Origin of the sequence: Leisingera aquaemixtae (assembly GCF_019801145.1) — a bacterium.
In the GTDB taxonomy this organism is placed as follows: domain Bacteria; phylum Pseudomonadota; class Alphaproteobacteria; order Rhodobacterales; family Rhodobacteraceae; genus Leisingera; species Leisingera aquaemixtae_A.
On the sequence record NZ_JAHVJQ010000009.1, the window covers coordinates 86,208 to 101,240 of the forward strand.

Consider the following 15,033-nt stretch of genomic DNA (forward strand, 5'->3'; position numbering starts at 1 on the left):
GTCTGACCCGGCACCGCCTGTGCACCCCCTGTACACCACTTGTGCACCCCCTGGGTGCCGTTTGCCGCAATTCCCGCCTTTTGCCCCAGATCTGAGGACAAACCCATGTCAGACAATTTTGCCCAATCGACGCTCAACATCCACAAGGAGGAGAGCACCGGAGACAAGAAGCTACCGAGCCACGCAAAGGCGGTTATCATCGGCGGCGGTGTGGTTGGCTGCTCGATCCTGTTCCACCTGGCCAAGTTCGGCTGGAAGGACGTGGTCCTGCTGGAGCGCGACGAGCTGACCTCCGGCTCCTCCTGGCACGCGGCGGGGCAGATCCATACGATCTCCTCGGACCCGAATATCTCGCGCCTGCAAAGCTATACCATCGACCTCTATAAGGAGATCGAGGAGACCTCGGGCCATTCGGTTGGCCTGCATATCACCGGCGGGTTCTATCTGGCGTCGAACAAGACCTGGTATGACTACCTGAAGCGGGAACGTTCGAAAGCGCGCTACATGGGGCTGAACCAGGAGTTCATCAGCCCCAAGGAAGTGGCCGAGCGCCACCCGCTGATCGATCCGAAACATTACCACGCGGCGCTGTGGGATGATCAGGACGGTGATCTGGACCCGTCGGGCGCGACTTATGCCTTTGCGAAGTCGGCCAAGGTGCACGGGGCGCAGTATTTCACCCATACGCCCGTAACCGCGACCACCCAGCGCCCGGACGGCAGCTGGGATGTGACCACCCCGCGCGGTGTGATCAATGCCGAGCATATCGTGAACTGCGGCGGGTTGTGGGCGCGGGAAGTCGGCCACATGCAGGGCATCAACCTGCCGGTGCAGCCGATGGAGCACCACTATCTGATCACCGACAAGATCGACGCGGTCGCCAACCACCCGACCCGTCTGCCGGCCGGCATCGACTATGAGGCCAACATCTATTTCCGGCAGGAACGGCAGGGGATGCTGCTGGGCACCTATGAGCCGAAGGGCACCCCGTGGAAGGTGGGCGGCACGCCTTGGGATTTCGGGCATGAGCTGCTGCAGCCTGATCTGGACCGGATTGCCGACCGTCTGGAGATGTCGTTTGAGCGTATCCCGGCCATCGGCGAGGCGGGCATCAAGGACATGATCAATGGGCCCTTCACCTTCGGCCCCGACGGCAACCCGATGATCGGCCCGGTGCCGGGCATGAAGAACTACTGGTGCGCCGTGGGCGTGATGGCGGGCTTCTGCCAGGGCGGCGGCGTGGGCCTGACCATGGCGGAGTGGATGATCGACGGTGAGCCGTCCATCGACGTCTGGGCGATGGATGTGGCGCGCTTTGGCGAGTTTGCGACCCCCGACTGGGGCACTGTGAAGTCGACCGAGAACTATGAGCGCCGGTTTGTGATGACCTTCCCGAACGAGACCTTGCCGAAGGGGAGGATGCAGAAGACCACCGCGCTCTATGACCGGCTGGTCGCCAAGGGCGCGCGCATGGGCCAGGGCTTTGGCCTGGAGAACGCGCTGTGGTTTGCCGACGGACCGGAAGACGCCCATGAAGAGCCGACCTTTGAGCGCAACCGTTCGCACGATTACGTGGCGCGTGAGGTCAAGGCCGTGCGCGAAGCCGTCGGCGGCATCGAAGTTGCCAACTTTGCCAAGCATGAGTTCAAGGGTGCGGGCGCGCGCGCCTATCTGGACCACGTGCTGGCGGGCTATGTGCCCAAACCGGGCCGCCTGACGCTGACGCCGATGCTGACGCCCAAGGGCAAGCTTTACGGCGATCTGACCGTGGCCTGCCTGGGGGAGGATCACTTTATGCTGTTTGGCTCCGGCGCGATGCAGGAGGCGCACCGCCGCTGGTTCGAAAAGGACCTGCCCGCGGATGTGTCATATCAGAACGTTTCCGACGACTGGCACGGGATTGCCCTGTCCGGCCCGAAATCGCGGCAGCTGCTGCAGCGGATCACCCGCGAGGATGTATCGGGCGAGGCGTTCAAGTTCCGCGACCTGCGCCAGACATTCGTGGGCGGCGTGCCGGTGATCCTGAACCGGATCAGCTTCTCGGGTGAGCTGGGATACGAGATCTACTGCAAGCCGCAGTACCTGCTGCGCCTGGCGGAGGCGATCGAGGAGGCGGGCGCCGATCTGGGCTACCGCTGGTACGGGGCACGGGCGCTGATGTCGATGCGGCTGGAAAAGGGCTGGGGTGTCTGGACGCTGGACTTCCGCCCCGATTTCGACGCGGCGGAAAGCGGCATGGATGTCTTCATCAACTGGAAGAAGGATTTCGTCGGCAAGGAAGCGGCGCTGCAGGCCCGCGAGGCCGGCCCGAGCCGCAAGCTGGTCACCATGACCATCGACGTGGACGGCATTGATGTCTCCAACGACGAGGCGATCCTGAAGGACGGCAAGGCCGTTGGCTACATCTCCTCCGGCGGCTATGCGCATCACGCACAGGCGTCGATGGCGATGGGCTATGTCTCGGCAGAGCACGCCGCGGCCGGCACCAGGCTGCAGGTCGAGATCCTGGGCGAGATGTATGATGCGGAAGTGCTGGGCGCGCCGATCTATGACGCCAACGGCGCCAACATGCGCGCCTGATCCAAGCCGGGGGAGTTGACATCATGACCAAACCCATGCGGACGCTCCCCGACGCGGTGCAGGCCGGACCGGCCTGCCGTTGCATCTTCCTGCTGCTGCCGACCTTCTCGCCGCTGGATCTGTCCAGTGCGGTGGCGGCGCTGGAGGCTGCCAACACACACGATGGGATCGTGCGCTATTACTGGCGCGTGGTCAGCGAGGACGGGCTGGCGGTTACCGCCCCCAACGGGCTGAGCGTGGCGGTGGACGGCGGCCTGCCGGAGCTGGCCCGCGGCAGCATGATCTTTGTCTGCGGCGGCTGCGGCCCGGAGCCGGGGATTTCGCTGAAGGTGCTGGGGTGGCTGCGCAAGGCGCAGCGCTCCGGGCTGGTGGTGGCCGCGCTGGGCGGCGGCATTATGGCGCTGGCCAGGGCGGGGCTCTTGTCCGGGCGCCGGGCCTCGGCCCATTGGGCGCAGCGCGCCACGCTGGCTGAGATGCACCCGGATGTGGAGGTGAAAAGCTCGCTTTTCACCATGGACGGGACGCTGATCACCTGCGCCGGCGGCACCGCCACGGTCGACATGATGCTGAACCTGATATCGGACCAGCACGGCGGGGATGTGGCGACGGCGGCGGCGGATCTGATGGTCTGCTCTGCGGCGCGCAAGGGCAGCCAGGACCAGACCGTGTCCGAGTTCGGGCGCACCGGTGTGCGGCACGAAAAACTGGCTGCGTCGCTCAGCCTGATGCGGAGCAATCTGGAGGAGCCGCTGACGCCGGGCCGCATCGCCGATCTGGTCGGCCTGTCGGTGCGGCAGCTGGAGCGGCTGTTCTCGAAATACCTGCAGACCACCCCCAAGGTCTATTACACCCGGTTGCGGCTGGACTTTGCCCGCAGCCTGCTCTTGCAGACCAACATGCGCATCATCGACGTGGCGCTGGCGGCGGGCTTCAACAGCCAAACCCATTTCGCCAAGGTCTACCGCCGCTATTTCGGCAAGTCCCCGCATCAGGAGCGGCCGTTCTGAAAGGGGGGCCGGCCTTGCGCCTTTCGGGTGCGTGAGGGGCGCGTTGAGGCGCATCAAGCTACAGAACTAACCGCAACACAAACGGCGTCTGCATCAGCGCAAGCCGTGCTGCCGTTCAACCTGTCATCTCGGGAAGGGTGGTAGCGGAGGAGGGACTTGAACCCCCGACACGCGGATTATGATTCCGCTGCTCTAACCAACTGAGCTACTCCGCCGCTCTGGTGGGGGCGATTTACGGAATGCCGCCAGCCGGGTCAAGCGGAAAAGCGGAAGAATCGCTGTTTCTGTTGAAATTTTTCTGAACCGCTGAGGGAGTGAAGCAAAATCAATGGCTTGCAGGGCGGCTCTGGTTGGGGCAGCCGGGCGGAGTGCGCCTCGCCGGAGCGGGCGTGCGGGCTGCGTCAGCGCCTAGTCCGGCAGGGTATCAAGGGCTGTCAGGCCGGGGCGCGGCAGCTGGTCCAGCAGGGCAAACACCAGTGCGCGGCAGGTCTCGCCGGACCAGTCGCCGGGGTGGAAGCCAGGCGGCAGATCCGGGTGACGCAGCACCACGCGGCGCCAGCGGTGCACGATCAGGGTTCGCAGTGTCCCCGTTTGTGCGGCTGTCAGGCCGGCGGGCGGGGCGGAAATCTGTTCCAGATCCTTCTGCAAAGCCGCGCAGGCCTCGCGCAGGTGGTCCGGGAACAGCCGCGTCTTCAGCCAGTCCGGCACCGCAATTGAGCTGACTTCCGCTGCCATCAGGTCGTCCAGGCTGCGGGGCACTGGCCCGTGGCCAAGGGCGGTGGTGCGGTTCACCGCAACGTAGCTTGGCAGCAGCAGAACCTCGTCCAGGGTCGCCTGGCCGGCGCCGTCTTCGGCAATCAGCAGGTGCCAGTTGCTTGGAGCTGCGGGGCAGCGCCCGTAGATTCGCGGGGTGACGGCGGCGGACTGGCTGCGGCCGTATTCGGTCAGGTAATGCACCGAGGCGCGGCCCGCGCGGGTGCTTTCGATCCAGCCGTCCTTGCGCAGCCGGTGCAGCGCCACACGGATTGCTTCTGGCTTGATTCCCATCGGGGTGATTATGCGGGTCAGGGCGCTGCCGCTGATCCGGGCGCCCTTTTCCTGGGCCAGATCGCCGAACAGGGAAACGATCACCGACCAGACCCGCTGGTTCTGCGGGTCGTTCAGCTGCTGGACAGTGGCGTCAAACCAGAGGTTATGCTGTTCGTTCATAGGGATAAACATAGTTCGCCCGGACCGGTAAAGCCAGTCCGGGCGCGGCGCAGCGGAGCCGCTGCCACCAATTTTGCGCAGCCTCAGAAGGCGTTCATTGTCAGCAGTTCATACTCCGCTGCGACCTCGTCGTCCTGGTTGGTCAGGGTGACATGCCAGCGGACTTCGCCGTATTCCTCGTTGCGGGGGGTCTTCTTCTTGACCGTCAGGCGGACCTTGATGCTTTCGCCTGCGGAAATGGGCTTCATGAAGCGCAGATTGTCGAGGCCGGTGTTGGCCAGAACCGGGCCTTCGTCCGGCTGCACGAACATGCCCGCGGCAAAGGACAGGAGCAGGTAGCCATGGGCGACGCGACCCGGGAAGAACGGGTTCCGTTTGGCGGCTTCGTCGTCCATGTGGGCATAGAAGGTGTCACCGGTGAAATGGGCGAAGGTCTCGATATCCTCCAGTGTCACCGTGCGCGGCGCGGTGTGCAGGGTCTCGCCGATCGCCAGGTCGCCGAATTTGCGGGTGAAGGGGTGCGCGGGGCCTTCGATCTCGGTTCCGCCCGGGACCCATTTGTCGCCAATTGCCGACAGGATGTCGGGCGAGCCCTGGATGGCGGTGCGCTGCATGTAGTGTTTGACGCCGCGCACGCCGCCCATCTCCTCGCCGCCGCCGGCGCGGCCCGGGCCGCCGTGCACCATGTGGGGCAGGGGGGAGCCGTGGCCGGTCGATTCTTTCATCGAGTCGCGGTTGTTGAAGTACAGGCGGCCATGATAGGCGCCGGCGCCGATGGCGACCTCGCGGGCTATGTCTGCGTCATGGGTGATGACAGAGGCCACCAGCGAGCCCTGGCCGCGGTTGGCGAGGTCAATTGCGTGGTCCAGATCGCGGTAGCCCATGACGGTAGAGACGGGGCCGAAGGCCTCTGTGTCATGGACCCGCTGTGCCTTGTCCGGGTCGGCGCAGTGGAACAGCATCGGCGGCACAAAGGCGCCTTTTTCTGCGTCGGCGCCATCGACGGTGAAGCTGTCCGGGTTGCCGAAGACGCGTTCTGCTTCCTGGCCGATGATCGCTGCCTTCTCCAGCACGTCGCGTTTCTGGCTGTTCGAGACCAGCGCGCCCATGCGGGTGGTTTCCAAGCGCGGGTCGCCGATTTGGGTTTTGGCCAGGCGGGCGGACAGTGCCTCGATCACCGCGTCCACCTGTGTTTGCGGCGCGATGATGCGGCGGATGGCGGTGCATTTCTGGCCCGCCTTGGTAGTCATCTCGCGGCTGACTTCCTTGATGAAGAGGTCAAACTCCGGCGTGCCGGGCTGCGCGTCGGGACCGAGGATCGAGGCGTTGAGGCTGTCCTGTTCGGCCACGAAACGGACCGAGTTTTCCAGGATCACCGGGTTCGCGCGCAGTTTCAGCGCGGTGCTGGCGGAGCCGGTGAAGCTGACCACGTCCTGCATGGTCAGATGGTCCAGCATGTCGCCGAGGCCGCCGGAGACCAGCTGCAGCGCGCCCTCGGGCAGGATGCCTGACTCCAGCATCAGTTTCACCGCCAGTTCCGTCACGTAGCAGCTGTTGGTGGCCGGTTTCACGATGGCCGGGACGCCGGCCAGCAGGGTGGGGGCGAGTTTTTCCAGCATGCCCCAGACCGGGAAGTTGAAGGCGTTGATGTGCACTGCGACGCCGCGCAGCGGGGTGCAGATGTGCTGGCCCAGGAAGGTGCCGTTGCGGCTGAGCTGCTCCACGTCGCCGTCGAGGTAGACATGGGCATCCGGCATTTCGCGGCGGCCCTTGGAGGCGAAGACAAACATGGTGCCGATGCCGCCGTCGATGTCGATCATGTGGTCAGACTGGGTGGCGCCGGTGTTGAACGACAGATCGTAAAGCGCCTGCTTGTGCTGGTTCAGGTGGCCTGCCAGCGCCTTCAGCATCCGGGCGCGGTCGTGGAAGGTCAGCTTGCGCAGGTTGGCGCCGCCCACCGTGCGGGCGTAGTCGAGCATTGCTTGCACGTCGAGCGCGTCGTTGCCGGCGCTGGCGATCACCTCGCCGGTGATGGCGCTGGCGATGTTGCGGGCGCCTGCGCCCGGTGCGACCCATTGACCTGCTGCAAAGCTGGAAATCTCTAGAAGGCTCATCATGTCGTCCTTTTCATCAGGCCGGCGCGGGGCCGGCTGGCTGGAATCCGATGCTGAGATATATTGACCGTCCGGTCGGTTTATGCAAGAAGTTTGTCAAATGCGCCGCTGACAGGGTGAGGGAGCGATGAGCGATACGATTCTGGTTGAGGACCACGGGACCTGGGTGGAGATCACCCTGAACCGCCCGGACCGGCTGAACAGTTTCAACGAGGACATGCACAACGCCTTGCGCGCCGCGCTGGAAGGCGCGCGCGACGGCGGCGCCCGCGCGGTGCTGCTGACCGGCGCCGGGCGCGGCTTCTGCGCCGGCCAGGATCTGGGCGACCGCGACCCGCGCAAAATGGACGGGCCGCCGGACCTGAGCCAGACCGTGCGCACCTTCTATGCGCCGCTGGTGCGGCTGATCCGTGAATTGAACTTCCCGGTGATCTGCGCGGTGAACGGCGTGGCGGCCGGGGCGGGCGCCAACCTGGCGCTGGCCTGCGACATGGTGCTGGCCGCTGAAAGCGCCAAGTTCATCCAGTCGTTCTCCAAGGTCGGCCTGATCCCGGACACCGGCGGCAGCTGGCATCTGCCGCGGCTGCTGGGCGAGGCCCGCGCCAAGGGGCTGGCGCTGACCGCTGAGCCGCTGCCTGCGAAGAAGGCCGAGGACTGGGGCCTGATCTGGAAGGCGCTGCCGGATGAGGAGCTGATGGCAGAGGCCCGCGCGATGGCCGAGAAGTTCGCCAACGGCCCGACGCTGGGCCTGGGGCTGACCAAACAGTGCATCCAGGCCGCAGCGGTCAACACGCTGTCCGACCAGCTGGAGATCGAGGCGGACGCGATGAAGACCTGCGGCGAAAGCGCGGATTACGCCGAAGGCGTGGCCAGCTTCCTGGAAAAGCGCGCCCCCGCGTTCAAGGGCAAATGACCATGACCCCGAAAGAACGCGCCCAGAAATCCGCGGCCGCTATGTGGGCGGACGACCACGCGTCCAAATGGGCGGGGATGGAGATCACCCATATGGACGAGGGCGAGGCCACGCTGGAGCTGACCATCGCCCAGCACCACTGCAACGGCCACGGCATCTGCCACGGCGGCGTGACCTTCATGCTGGCCGACAGCGCCTTTGCCTTTGCCTGCAACAGCCGCAACCAGTGCACGGTGGCGCAGCACAACGTGATCAGCTTCACCGCGCCGGGACGGCTGGGCGACAAGCTGATTGCCACGGCCCGGGAGATTTCCCTGACCGGGCGCAGCGGCATTTACGACGTGACAGTGACCAACCAGGACGGCCAGCAGATCGCCGAGTTCCGGGGCTTCTCCCGGGCGGTCAAAGGCCAGTTGTTTGACGAATAAGGTGTGGAGGACGCCATGGAAGACCTGAGCCCCAAGAAGGGTGAACTGGACCCGATCGAGATCGCCTCGATCGACGAAATCCGCAGCTTACAGCTGGAGCGGCTGAAGTGGTCGGTGCGCCACGCCTATGACAACGTGCCGATGTACAAGCAGCGGTTCGACGAGGCCGGCGTGCATCCGGACGACCTGCAGGAGCTGAAGGACCTAGCCAAGTTCCCCTTCACCTACAAGAACGACCTGCGGGACAATTATCCGTTCGGCCTGTTTGCTGTTCCGCGCAGTGAAATCATCCGCCTGCATGCGTCCTCCGGCACCACCGGCAAGCCGACGGTTGTGGGCTATACCGCCAATGACATTTCGAACTGGGCGGATCTGGTGGCGCGGTCCCTGCGTGCCTCGGGCCTGCGCAAGGGCGACATGGTGCATAACGCCTACGGCTACGGCCTGTTCACCGGCGGCCTTGGCGCGCATTACGGGATCGAGCGCCTGGGCGCGACCGTGGTGCCGATGTCGGGCGGCCAGACCGAGAAGCAGGTTGGCCTGATCACCGACTTCAAACCTGACGGCATCATGGTGACGCCCTCCTACATGCTCAACATCCTGGAGCAGTACCACAAGGTCGGCATGGACCCGCGTGAGTGCTCGCTGAAGGTAGGTGTCTTTGGCGCTGAGCCCTGGACCGATGCGATGCGCAAAGAGGTCGAGGAGGCCTTTGATATGCATGCGGTCGATATCTACGGCCTCAGCGAGATCATGGGGCCGGGCGTCGCCAATGAATGCGTCGAGACCAAGGACGGCCCGGTGATCTGGGAGGACCACTTCCTGCCGGAGATCATCGACCCGCAGACCGGCGAAGTGCTGCCGGATGGCGAGCTGGGCGAGCTGGTGTTCACCACGCTGACCAAGGAAGGCCTGCCGATGATCCGCTACCGCACCCGCGATCTGACGCGCCTGCTGCCGGGCACCGCGCGCTCGATGCGGCGGATGGAGAAGATCACCGGCCGCAGCGACGACATGATCATCCTGCGCGGCGTCAACGTGTTCCCCAGCCAGGTGGAGGAGCAGCTGCTGGCGACCGGCGGCCTCGCGCCCTACTACCAGATCGAGCTTTACAAATCCGGCCGCATGGACGCGATGCGGGTGTTTGTGGAGGCCAATCCGGATGCTACCGACGAGCTGAGCAAGACCGCCGCGGCGCGGATGCTGACCAAGCGGATCAAGGATATGGTTGGCGTTTCGACCGAGATCATTGTAGGCGACCCGGGATCCGTCGAGCGCAGCCAGGGCAAGGCCAAGCGCGTCGTCGACAACCGCAGCAAGTCCTGACCCGGGAGAGTGAGCCTTGGCCCGTACGATCGCAAAAGACCACGATGAGAAACGCGCGCAGATCCTGAAATCGGCAGCCAAGGTGTTTGCCGACTCCGGCTACGACCGTGCGTCGATGACCCAGCTGGCGCGGGAGTGCGGGATCTCCAAGGCAAACATCTACCACTACTATGACAGCAAGGATGCCGTGCTCTACGGCCTCCTTGATACCTACCTTTGCGAGCTGCGCGACCGGGTCTGCGGAGTGGACCTGGAGGGCCTTGGCACTGAGGACCGGCTGCGCCGCATCGTGTCCGAGATCATGCTGGCCTATCAGGGCGCGGATCATGAGCATCAGGTGCAGCTGGGCGCGATGGGGGCGCTGCCGGAGGAGCAGCAGAAGCATCTGCGCGGCTACCAGCGTGAGATGGTCCAGTTCATGAGCGATGCGCTGAAGAACGTGGCGCCGGAGATTTTCAACGGCGATGCAGCCAAGCTGCGCGGCGCCACGATGTCGGTCTTTGGCATGCTGAACTGGTATTACATGTGGAACTCCGGCGCCGGCTCAAAGGCGCGCGAGGATTACGCCGGGCTGGTGGCGGACCTGACGCTGAGCGGGGTCAAGGGGCTCTGACAGCGGCGCGGTTTTGCGTATCCGCCTTTCCGGGCTATCCTGCCTTGGGATCGGAGGATGCCATGCGGAAACCTGAGAGCTTCGAAAACTTCTATTACAGGAAGGTTGGACTGGGCGAGGCCTGCGGCTGCGCCGAGCGGGCCATCGACATGTATGAGTTCGATCGCACGGCGGGCAAGCCGAAGGCGGCGGCCGGCCGGAGGCGGTTTTCCTGGAAGCGGTTTGCGTTGAAGTACGGTCTGCTGTCACGCAAGAGGACTCCGGCAGAGTAACCGCGAAACACCCGGCGGAATGTCCCGCCGGGTGCTGTTTCTTCTCAGATCTGGCCGGTTTCAGGCCGGTCAGCCCGGATTGCCCAGCAGCTGGGTGATGCGGCGCACCGCGACGCGGCGGTTGGCGCGCTCGGCTGCCAGGGTGCTGACGGCCAGGTCGCTTTCGCCATAGCCCTGCACCACCATGTTTTCCGGCGCCACGCCGAAATACTCCGTCAGCGCCAGCGCCACGGTTTCGGCGCGCCGGTCCGACAGGGCCAGATTGTAGGTCGCGGCACCCACGGCGTCGGTATGGCCTTCGATCAGGAACACCTCGCCCGGGTTGCGGTCGATCAGCTCGCGCAGCGCGTTGCCCAAGGTTGCCAGTTCTTCAGCCTCCTGCGGGCGGATCACCGAGGAGCCGGTGTCGAAATTGACCGAATCCACGTTGATCACCGGCGTCAGGCGGCGCACCGCGTCGATGTTGCGGATCTGCGCCAGCGAGAAGCGGCGGTCCACGGTCTTGGCTTCCTGTGCGGCCAGCGCCGCGGCCAGGTCCTCAGCCGAGACCGCGCCGGTGCTGGAGAAGGCGCGGCGGTTGTCCTGCACCTGCGGCAGCTCATTGACCACCACGCGCTCGGCCTTCTGGGTGTCGTCGAACAGCACCACGCTGCGGCCGTCCGGCAGCAGTTTGGTGCGGCGCAGCACCCGGCCCTCGGCGGAGCGGATGGTTTTCACCTCAACGCCGTTTTCGCGCACCACCACGGTGCGGGTGGAGCCGTCCTGGAACCGGTAGGTGGTCACGTTGGAGCCCGGCTGGCGCAGCAGCGCATCATCGTCCTTCAGGACGCGGTACTGGCCGTCCTGCTCGACGATGGCGCGGTCGCCGGAGTTGGAAACCACCTTGCCGCCGTTGTTGAGCAGGGTGCCGATCGCCAGGGCGCCAAGGCCAAGCAGGGCGTTGCGCTGGCGGGTGGACAGGCCGCTGTCATCCTCAGTGGCGGCCTTGGCCTGCGGGGCAGGTGCCTGGGCTTCTGCTTGGGCGTTTTCATTAACCCCGGTTTCGAATTCCTCGTCAGAGCTGCGCGCGGTGTCCTCGGTGACCACTTCTTCGGTCACTTCGGCCTCGCCCTCGGCAACAGTTCCGTCCGCGGCTGCCGCGGCGGCGGCGGCAGGCTCGCTGCTCTCCTCGGCCAGGGCATCAGCCTGGGCCTGGCTGTCCTGTTCTACCAGCTCGGGATTGTCCGTTTCTTCAGCTGCTCCGCCTTGTGATTGGGCAAGGTCCGCTGCGATTTCCTCGGCGCTGGCGCCGGCGGATGCCTCGCCGCTGCCGTCAGCCTGAGGGTCGGTTTGCACCTCAGTCTCTGCCTGCGCTTCGGCTTCAGCCTGAGCCTCTGCCTGTGCTGCTGCAGCTTGTGCGGCTGCTTCCGCTTGAGCCTGTTCTGCTGCGGCTTGTTCTTCGGCTGCAGCCTGGGCTTCAGCCGCGACTTGTGCTTCTGCTGCAGCTTGGGCTTCAGCCTCCGCTTGCGCTTGTTGCTCAGCTGCGGCCTGCGCTTCGGCTTGCTCCTGTGCCAATGCCTCTGCCAGCGCCTGCGCTTCGGCTTCAGCCTGAGCTTCAGTTTCTACTTGCGCCTCGGCTTCTGCAGACTGTTCCTGTGTGTCCTGCTGCCCGGAGGATTCCGCGGTGACCTCAGCCTGGGTCTGCTCTTCGCTGCCGGTATCGGGCTGGGCCTCGGCTACAATTTCAGCCTGCGCCCCGGCTGCCTGATCAGCGGCCGCCGTCTCCTCTGCTTCCACAGCACCGATGCCTGCCAGCACGGCGGCGGACTGGAGGTCTGCGGGCAGGGCGGCGTCAAATGCGCCTTCGCCATAGGCTTGGCAGAACTTGGCAACCTTGCCGGTCTTCTCCTCTATGTCCTGGCCGGCTTCCAGTTTCTTCTGCCGCCGCTCGGCGCGCTTTCGGCAGCGCTCCACCAGATCGCCGATTTCAGCCGCGGACATCTGCGCGAGGTCAATCCGCTTGTTGCCCTTGTCCTGCGACAGGGCGGGCAGCGGGGTCGCCAGCGAGATCATCACTGCCAGCGCCGTGGATGATTTGAAAATTCCCGGTTTCATTTCGGTTCCTTTCTTGTTCCGGCACGTGGCCGCACAAGGATAACGGATAAACACCGGGTTAGTTGCGCATCGCGCGGCAAAAAGAAAAGCCGCCCCGGGCTGGGGCGGCTTGGGTCAGGCTGATTTCCGCTGGCCGGGCCAGGGCGCTAGGCGTCAGAGCGCCGGCGGCGGCACCATGCCGATGATGTCGTAGGTCTGGCGCAGGATCGGCGCGGTGATCGCGCGGGCGCGCTCGGCGCCGCGGGCCAGGATCTTGTCGATCTCGTCCTGCTGCTGCATCAGCCGTGCCATCTCGGTGGAGATCGGCGCCAGCTTGGAGACCGCCAGATCCGCCAGCATCGGCTTGAATTCGGAGAACTGGCGGCCGCCGACGTCGGCCAGCACCTGCTCCACGGTCTGCTCGTTCAGGGCCGCGTAGATATTGATCAGGTTGCGCGCTTCCGGGCGGTCCTCCAGGCCGTCCGCCTCGGAGGGCAGCGCCTCGGGGTCGGTCTTGGCCTTGCGGATTTTCTTTGCGATGGCGTCGGCGTCATCGGTCAGGTTGATGCGGCTGGCATCCGAGGGGTCGGATTTCGACATTTTCTTGGAGCCGTCGCGCAGGGACATCACCCGGGTGGCCGCGCCTTCGATCACCGGCTCGGTCTCCGGGAAGAAGTCCACGCCATAGTCGTGGTTGAATTTGATCGCGATGTCGCGGGTCAGCTCCAGGTGCTGCTTCTGGTCCTCGCCCACCGGCACATGGGTGGCGTGGTAGACCAGAATGTCGGCTGCCATCAGTGCCGGGTAGGCAAACAGGCCCAGCGAGGCGTTCTGCTGGTTCTTGCCCGCCTTGTCCTTCCACTGGGTCATCCGCTGCATCCAGCCCATGCGGGCGACGCAGTTGAACACCCAGGCCAGCTGCGCGTGTTCCGGCACCTGGGACTGGTTGATCAGGATGGATTTCTCCGGGTCGATGCCGGCGGCAATGAAGCCGGCGCAGAGCTCGCGGGTGGATTTCTTCAGATCCGCGGGGTCCTGCCAGACGGTGATCGCATGCAGGTCGACCATGCAATAGATGGTCTCGATATCCTTGGCCTGCCAGTCCACGAAGCGCTTCAGCGCACCGAGGTAATTCCCCAAGTGCAGGTTGCCCGAAGGCTGGATCCCCGAAAACACGCGCGGGGTGAAGCTGGTTTCGCTCATCGCGGAAACTCCCGTCTGGAATTATGCACCATCGTCGCTTACCCATGGGGCCAGGATAGGTCAACAGGCGCGGGGGATTCCGTGCCGCAAGGAGTCCGGATGAGCACCCAGCCCCATAATGCCCCCATCAACCCGCTGCCCGCCGCCGTGGTGGCGCTGGTGCTGGTCATCATCGGCATCGAGGCGGTGTTCTCGCTGGGGGCACGCGGCATCCTGGGCGGTCCGGAGGCGATCGGCTGGCGGCTGGAAGCGGTGCAATCCTATGCGTTTTCCAGCGATATTTTCTGGTGGATGCAGGAAAGCGGGCGCTGGCTGCCGGAGCATCTGATCCGGTTTGTCAGTTATATCTTCGTGCATGGCGCCTTTACCCACGCGCTGTTTGTCTGCGTGTTTGTGCTGGCGATGGGCAAGATGGTGGGCGAAGTGATGGGAGACCTGGCAATGGTCCTCATCTTCCTGCTGTCCGGGGCCGGCGGGGCGCTGGGCTATGCGCTGCTGGTCAATTCGCCGGTGCCGCTGGTGGGCGGCTTTCCGGCCGTATACGGGCTGATCGGCGCGTTCACCTTCCTGCTGTGGCGCTCGCTGGCCTCTGTCGGGGCGCAGCAAGGCCGGGCGTTCACGCTGATTGCCTTTCTGATGGGGGCGCAGCTGCTGTTCGGGCTGCTGTTTGGCGGCCAGAAGGACTGGGTGGCGGATCTGACGGGCTTTGCCACCGGCTTTGGCCTGTCGTTTTTTCTGGCGCCGGGCGGCTGGGCTCGGATCAGGAACCGCATCCGCCACGATTGAGGCAAGGGTCTCCCGCCCGCTGTCCAGGCCCCTGGCGGGGCATGTCCAGCCGTTGGGCCAGGCAGCGCGCGTTGCGCGCTGCGGAGTATTTGCCGAGAGGCGCTTCAGGGGCAGGCCTGCCCTGAAGGCGCCTTACCCAGTGTATTGCCGGCCAATCCCGCCTCAAGGGTGAACCGCGCGTGCCGCGCGGCGGCTGTGCCGCCCTTGACCCGGGATTTGCCGGGAGGTTTCAGCCCTGCTTCTTCAGCGGGCAGGTGCTGAGGCCGAGGATCTGATAGAGCGGGCAGTAGCCGATCAGGCCGGTCAGCAGCGGCACCAGGCCGATCAGCCCCCACAGGGTTTGCGGGCCGGTGAAGACCAGCGACAGCAGGATCAGGCCGAGGATGATGCGCAGGGCGCGGTCGAGAGTGCCTTCGTTGCGGGGCATTGTTCTGTCCTTTCGAACTCACTTGCGGAATTGCGAGTTCTTTCTAGGCCAGACGCGGAGCCCTGTCGGTGACAGTGTCACC

At 65.1% G+C, this 15,033-nt stretch carries 13 protein-coding genes and 1 tRNA gene; 8 read left to right on the forward strand and 6 right to left on the reverse strand.

Annotated elements, in window-relative coordinates; translation table 11 throughout:
* Nucleotides 1-105: 105 nt before the first annotated feature.
* The gene (locus KUW17_RS18340; protein ID WP_222481747.1) at nt 106-2,580 is read left to right on the forward strand and encodes an FAD-dependent oxidoreductase; all 2,475 of its coding nucleotides are present in this window, start codon (nt 106-108) and stop codon (nt 2,578-2,580) included.
* Between the two features lie 23 nt (nt 2,581-2,603).
* Nucleotides 2,604-3,587: a GlxA family transcriptional regulator gene (locus KUW17_RS18345; protein ID WP_222481748.1), complete on the forward strand. Its 984-nt coding sequence runs from the start codon at nt 2,604-2,606 to the stop codon at nt 3,585-3,587.
* Nucleotides 3,588-3,725: 138 nt separating this feature from the next.
* Here KUW17_RS18345 and KUW17_RS18350 read toward each other — a convergent pair.
* The 3 genes from KUW17_RS18350 to paaZ form a co-directional block, all read right to left on the reverse strand.
* Nucleotides 3,726-3,802, reverse strand: a tRNA-Met gene (locus KUW17_RS18350).
* A gap of 193 nt (nt 3,803-3,995) precedes the next feature.
* Nucleotides 3,996-4,796, reverse strand: coding sequence for a PaaX family transcriptional regulator C-terminal domain-containing protein (locus KUW17_RS18355; RefSeq protein WP_222481749.1), 801 nt, complete (start codon nt 4,794-4,796; stop codon nt 3,996-3,998).
* Between the two features lie 83 nt (nt 4,797-4,879).
* The gene (gene paaZ / locus KUW17_RS18360) at nt 4,880-6,910 is read right to left on the reverse strand and encodes a phenylacetic acid degradation bifunctional protein PaaZ (RefSeq protein WP_222481750.1); all 2,031 of its coding nucleotides are present in this window, start codon (nt 6,908-6,910) and stop codon (nt 4,880-4,882) included.
* A gap of 127 nt (nt 6,911-7,037) precedes the next feature.
* Between paaZ and paaG the strand changes: the two genes are divergently transcribed.
* The 5 genes from paaG (at nt 7,038) to KUW17_RS18385 (ending at nt 10,462) form a co-directional block, all read left to right on the forward strand.
* Nucleotides 7,038-7,823, forward strand: a complete 786-nt coding sequence (gene paaG / locus KUW17_RS18365; RefSeq protein WP_222481751.1) for a 2-(1,2-epoxy-1,2-dihydrophenyl)acetyl-CoA isomerase PaaG — start codon at nt 7,038-7,040, stop codon at nt 7,821-7,823.
* A gap of 2 nt (nt 7,824-7,825) precedes the next feature.
* Nucleotides 7,826-8,251, forward strand: a complete 426-nt coding sequence (paaI, locus tag KUW17_RS18370; RefSeq protein ID WP_222481876.1) for a hydroxyphenylacetyl-CoA thioesterase PaaI — start codon at nt 7,826-7,828, stop codon at nt 8,249-8,251.
* A 15-nt stretch (nt 8,252-8,266) separates the two neighbouring features.
* Nucleotides 8,267-9,577, forward strand: a complete 1,311-nt coding sequence (gene paaK, locus KUW17_RS18375; protein ID WP_222481752.1) for a phenylacetate--CoA ligase PaaK — start codon at nt 8,267-8,269, stop codon at nt 9,575-9,577.
* Between the two features lie 16 nt (nt 9,578-9,593).
* Complete coding sequence (locus KUW17_RS18380; RefSeq protein WP_222481753.1) at nt 9,594-10,190, forward strand: TetR/AcrR family transcriptional regulator; 597 nt, start codon at nt 9,594-9,596, stop codon at nt 10,188-10,190.
* A gap of 62 nt (nt 10,191-10,252) precedes the next feature.
* Complete coding sequence (locus KUW17_RS18385) at nt 10,253-10,462, forward strand: hypothetical protein (RefSeq protein ID WP_222481754.1); 210 nt, start codon at nt 10,253-10,255, stop codon at nt 10,460-10,462.
* Between the two features lie 69 nt (nt 10,463-10,531).
* Here the strand turns inward: KUW17_RS18385 and KUW17_RS18390 are convergent, their stop codons facing one another.
* Nucleotides 10,532-12,556 (reverse strand): OmpA family protein, encoded by a 2,025-nt coding sequence (locus KUW17_RS18390; RefSeq protein ID WP_222481755.1) that lies wholly within the window; start codon nt 12,554-12,556, stop codon nt 10,532-10,534.
* 153 nt (nt 12,557-12,709) lie between these two features.
* Nucleotides 12,710-13,738, reverse strand: coding sequence for a tryptophan--tRNA ligase (gene trpS / locus KUW17_RS18395; RefSeq protein WP_222481756.1), 1,029 nt, complete (start codon nt 13,736-13,738; stop codon nt 12,710-12,712).
* A 99-nt stretch (nt 13,739-13,837) separates the two neighbouring features.
* Here trpS and KUW17_RS18400 point away from each other — a divergent pair, with 99 nt between their 5' ends.
* Entirely contained in the window at nt 13,838-14,524 is a 687-nt protein-coding gene (locus KUW17_RS18400; RefSeq protein WP_222481757.1) for a rhomboid family intramembrane serine protease, read from the forward strand.
* 229 nt (nt 14,525-14,753) lie between these two features.
* Here the strand turns inward: KUW17_RS18400 and KUW17_RS18405 are convergent, their stop codons facing one another.
* The gene (locus tag KUW17_RS18405) at nt 14,754-14,951 is read right to left on the reverse strand and encodes a DUF2892 domain-containing protein (protein WP_222481758.1); all 198 of its coding nucleotides are present in this window, start codon (nt 14,949-14,951) and stop codon (nt 14,754-14,756) included.
* Nucleotides 14,952-15,033: the final 82 nt, after the last annotated feature.